The organism is Paenibacillus sp. P4_E11, assembly GCF_056401635.1.
In genome coordinates this window covers 1-4,372 of the sequence record NZ_JBFUIX010000216.1, presented here as the reverse complement: position 1 = coordinate 4,372, position 4,372 = coordinate 1, and the positions used below count along the sequence as shown (strand labels likewise).

At 47.9% G+C, this 4,372-nt stretch carries 4 protein-coding genes; all 4 read left to right on the top strand.

Annotation, left to right across the window (positions count from 1 at the left end; genetic code table 11):
* The coding region (locus tag AC1DWB_RS31535; protein WP_477545051.1) for a flagellar biosynthesis protein FlhF at positions 1 to 429 on the top strand (429 nt) is incomplete at its 5' end.
* Positions 426 to 1,301, top strand: coding sequence for a MinD/ParA family protein (locus AC1DWB_RS31530; RefSeq protein WP_477545050.1), 876 nt, complete (start codon positions 426 to 428; stop codon positions 1,299 to 1,301). The genes AC1DWB_RS31535 and AC1DWB_RS31530, both read left to right, overlap by 4 nt.
* 46 nt (positions 1,302 to 1,347) lie before the next feature.
* The gene (locus AC1DWB_RS31525; RefSeq protein ID WP_477545049.1) at positions 1,348 to 2,496 is read left to right on the top strand and encodes a protein-glutamate methylesterase/protein-glutamine glutaminase; all 1,149 of its coding nucleotides are present in this window, start codon (positions 1,348 to 1,350) and stop codon (positions 2,494 to 2,496) included.
* Between the two features lie 58 nt (positions 2,497 to 2,554).
* On the top strand, positions 2,555 to 4,372 hold a 1,818-nt coding region (locus AC1DWB_RS31520; protein WP_477545048.1), incomplete at its 3' end, for an Hpt domain-containing protein.

The window sequence follows — 4,372 nt, the reverse complement described above, 5'->3', positions numbered from 1 at the left end:
ATATTGAATGTCCCGCTTGAAGTTGTATTCTCCCCACAGGAGCTGGTTAAAGCCTTTCAGCAGCTTCAGGATCGAGAATTGATCTTTATGGATACGGCAGGACGTAACTTCCGCAATCCGATGTATGTATCGGAGCTAAATTCTTTACTGCAAGCCAGGGGGAAGAGCGAGACGTTTCTAGTCATGAGCTTAACTTCCAAATATAAAGATATGAAAGCCATCACAGACAATTTTGCCAAATTCCGCTTGGATAAGGTGCTGTTCACCAAGATGGACGAGACGCGAACTTACGGATCAGTCCTTAATCTGCTATTTGACTTTCCGCTGCAGCTATCTTATATGACGAATGGACAGAACGTTCCAGACGACATCTTGGTGGCAGATGATGATCTATTGATAACTCGCATCCTGGAGGAACCGAGCGAATGAGCGATCAAGCCCAGAGCTTGCGAAAATTAATTCGCAATCAGCAGGAGAACCGTACTATGAACACCCGGATTATTACGGTGACGAGCGGCAAAGGGGGAGTAGGGAAGTCCAACTTCACGTTGAATTTCGCCCTTACCCTTCAGGCCCAAGGCTTCAAGGTACTCGTATTCGATGCGGATATTGGTCTTGCCAACATCGATGTGTTGATGGGGATTTCGTCGAAATACAGTCTCTATCACTTGTTGAAACGTGAGAAGACGATATGGGAGATCATTCACAAAGGCTATAACGATCTGGAGTTCATTGCTGGCGGTTCCGGCTTCAACGATTTGATCCGACTCTCGGAGGAAGAGATTGACTATTTCGCAGATCAAGTGAACCAGCTGAACGGTTATGTGGATTACATCATATTCGATACGGGTGCTGGATTGTCCAAGGAAACACTCAAATTCATCGTAGCGGCGAACGAAACCATTGTCGTCACGACACCTGAACCGACATCCATCACGGATGCTTACGCTATTATCAAGATGGTGCACTCGATGAATCTTGATGTCCATTTCAAGCTTGTTGTGAACCGAGTTACTGAAGCACGTGAAGGGAAGATTACAGCCGATAAGATAAGTATGGTGGCCAAAAAATTTCTGAACCTGGACATTCCAACTCTCGGCTTTGTTGAAGATGACAGTTCAGTCTCGAAAGCAGTCAAACGTCAAATTCCATTTACAATCGCTTATCCGAACTGCATGGCAAGTAAAGGAATTGAGCAACTAGTCGATCGATTTATCGCGGGAGAGACGATTCCTGAGCCTGTACCCGCTGTTGCTGGGGTTAAAGGATTCCTTAGTAAAATGATGAACTTACTGAAGTGATTCCCCTTGTCAGGAGCGGAAGGACAGCAAAGAAAGGGTGAGCCGGTTGACCAAGTACAAAGTCCTTGTCGTGGACGATTCGGTTTTTATGCGTAAGATCATTTCCGATATGATTGGTGAGGATGACCGTTTCCAAGTGGTGGATACGGCGCGTAACGGCAAGGAAGCCGTTCAGAAAGCCAAACAGCATGCTCCGGATGTAATTACGCTTGATATAGAAATGCCAGAGATGAATGGGCTTGAAGCGTTGAAACTCATCATGGCGGATAATCCGACTCCGGTCATTATGTTGAGCAGTCTGACTGAAGAAGGTGCCAAAGAAACAATTGCTGCACTTGAATTAGGCGCTATCGACTTCGTGCGCAAGCCTTCCGGCTCCATTTCACTTGATTTGTTTAAAGTACAAGAGATGTTGATGGAAAAGCTGATTATCGCGGCATCGTCTCGAGTTCAACCTAACGTTACACGAAAACCGCCGATTATCCCGACTCCGAAGCCTGAAGTCGAGAAGCTGGTTAAGCCATCTGCTCCAGTTAAGCCAAATCCTGTTATCGAGTCGTTCAAGAAGCTGGAGAAGCCTGAGAAGAGCGACAAAAAAATTCAGGTTCCGAGTAAATTGGTGCAAGTAGTCGCCATTGGCACTTCGACGGGCGGGCCAAGAGCGCTGCATCAAGTTCTTACCCCACTGCCCGAGCAATTTCCGGCGCCTATCGTTATTGTCCAGCATATGCCGCCAAACTTTACCCGATCATTGGCCCAGCGGCTTGATTCTAACTCACAGATCCGAGTTGTAGAAGCTGCTCAGGGAATGGCGCTGGAGAACGGCACGGCTTATATTGCTCCTGGTGGCTGGCATATGGGCATCGAGCGAGGCGATAGTGGCGGGTATCGGGTGAGATTGAACAGAGATGAACCTAGAGGCGGTCATCGGCCTTGTGTGGACACATTGTTCGAATCATTGATCCCCTTGCAGGAGCTGAGACGACATGTGGTTCTATTGACTGGTATGGGCAGTGATGGTGCGCAAGGGATGCTCAGTCTGAAGCATGCAGGAGCCGTGCAGACCATCGCCGAATCTAGCGAAACTTGCGTCGTATACGGGATGCCTCGGTCGGCTGTTGAGCTGGGTGGTGCCATGCTGGAGCTTCCACTCCATCAGATCGCTACTAGGCTCGTCGATACCGTCATGAAGTAACTAGGATCAGTATGGAACTATAACAAACGCGCGAGTGACTATAAGGAGGTGTCGGATTATGGAATTGAATCAGTATTTGAGCATGTTCATTGATGAATCTAAGGAACATCTACAAGCGATGAACGAAAATCTATTGAAGTTGGAAGGAAACCCGGAAGATATAAGCATCGTACAAGTGATCTTTCGATCCGCTCATACGCTCAAGGGCATGTCTGCTACGATGGGGTTCGAAGATCTGGCTTCATTAACGCATGAGATGGAGAATGTACTGGATTTGGTGCGGAACCACAAGCTGCAGATGAATCCATTTATATTCGATACTATATTCCGCAGCGTGGATTCACTAGAAACTATGGTGCATGACATTATTGCCGGTGGTACGGGTAAGGCGGACGTAACGGACATTGTCCGTACATTGAAGTCGATCGTGTCTGGCGATTACAGCCAGTCTTCTACATCTGCACCAATCGTTGAATCCGCGCCATCGGCAGATCGATTGGACGAATTCCAATATTCGGTGCTGATTCAGTCGCTTGAAGCTGGGATGAATGTGTTCCGCATCGAAGTCAATCTGCAGAAGTCGTGCATACTTAAAGCGGCGCGGGCATATATGGTATTCGATGTATTGGAGCAGAACGGCGAAGTTGTCAAATCATTCCCTTCTGTAGAAGACATTGAGAAGGAGAAGTTCGATCTATCCTTCACTGTGTTCGTTGTGTCTACAACCGATGCCGCTATCATAGAAAAAGCAGTGAATAACATAAGTGAGATTGAGCGTGCCATCGTTCAGTCGCTAGATGARAATGCGCTCGTGCAGCTATCGAAAGTAAGTGCTTCCGGATCCACTGCATCCAACTTGACTGAGTCCGCTCTGCAGCAGCTTTCCGCTACCAGTGCTGTGTTGGATAAGCCTTCAGGAGCGTCTGCAACTGCTGCTCCACCACAAGCTACTACTGCACCTGTTGCTAACCGAACGATTCGTGTTGACATTGAGCGACTTGACGTCCTGATGAATTTGTTCAGCGAGCTGCTGATTGACCGGGTTCGACTGGAGCAATTGTCTAGCGAAATTCGGCGCAGTGAATTGACTGAAACCGTAGAACATATGGCGCGTGTTAGCACCGATTTGCAAAATATCGTACTGAAGCTGCGAATGGTTCCCGTTGACACTGTGTTCAATCGCTTCCCGAGAATGATTCGGGATTTGGCCAAATCGTTGGATAAGAAAGTCGATTTGATCATCACCGGTGYAGAAACCGAATTAGACCGTACCGTGATCGACGAAATCGGGGATCCTCTGGTTCACTTGCTGCGTAATGCGGTCGACCACGGGATTGAGACGGTATCGGAACGGATCGCATCCGGAAAGCCGGAGACCGGTACAGTGAATCTACGTGCCTTCCACAGTGGCAATCACGTATTCATTGAAATTCAGGAAGATGGCAAAGGAATCAATCGGGATAAAGTGCTGAAGTCTGCTATTGAGAAGGGTGTAGTGACGCAAGAGCAAGCGAAAACAATGAAAGACGAAGAGGTGTTCCAGCTTCTATTCGCTTCCGGTTTCAGTACGGCTGATAAAATATCAGATATTTCTGGCCGAGGCGTCGGGTTGGATGTCGTCAAAACGAAAATCCAATCGCTTGGCGGCCACGTCCAGGTGACATCGAAATTAGGCGCAGGAACGACGTTCTCTGTACAGCTCCCGCTAACTTTGTCGATCATTTCTGCCATGCTAATCCGTATGGGCAACGAGAAGTATGCGATCCCGCTGTCTTCCATTCTGGAGACGTCCATTATCCAACGGAATCAGATCCGACTGGTGCATGGAGCGAAGGTTATCGAGTTCCGCAATCATATTATCCCGCTCTTATCGTTA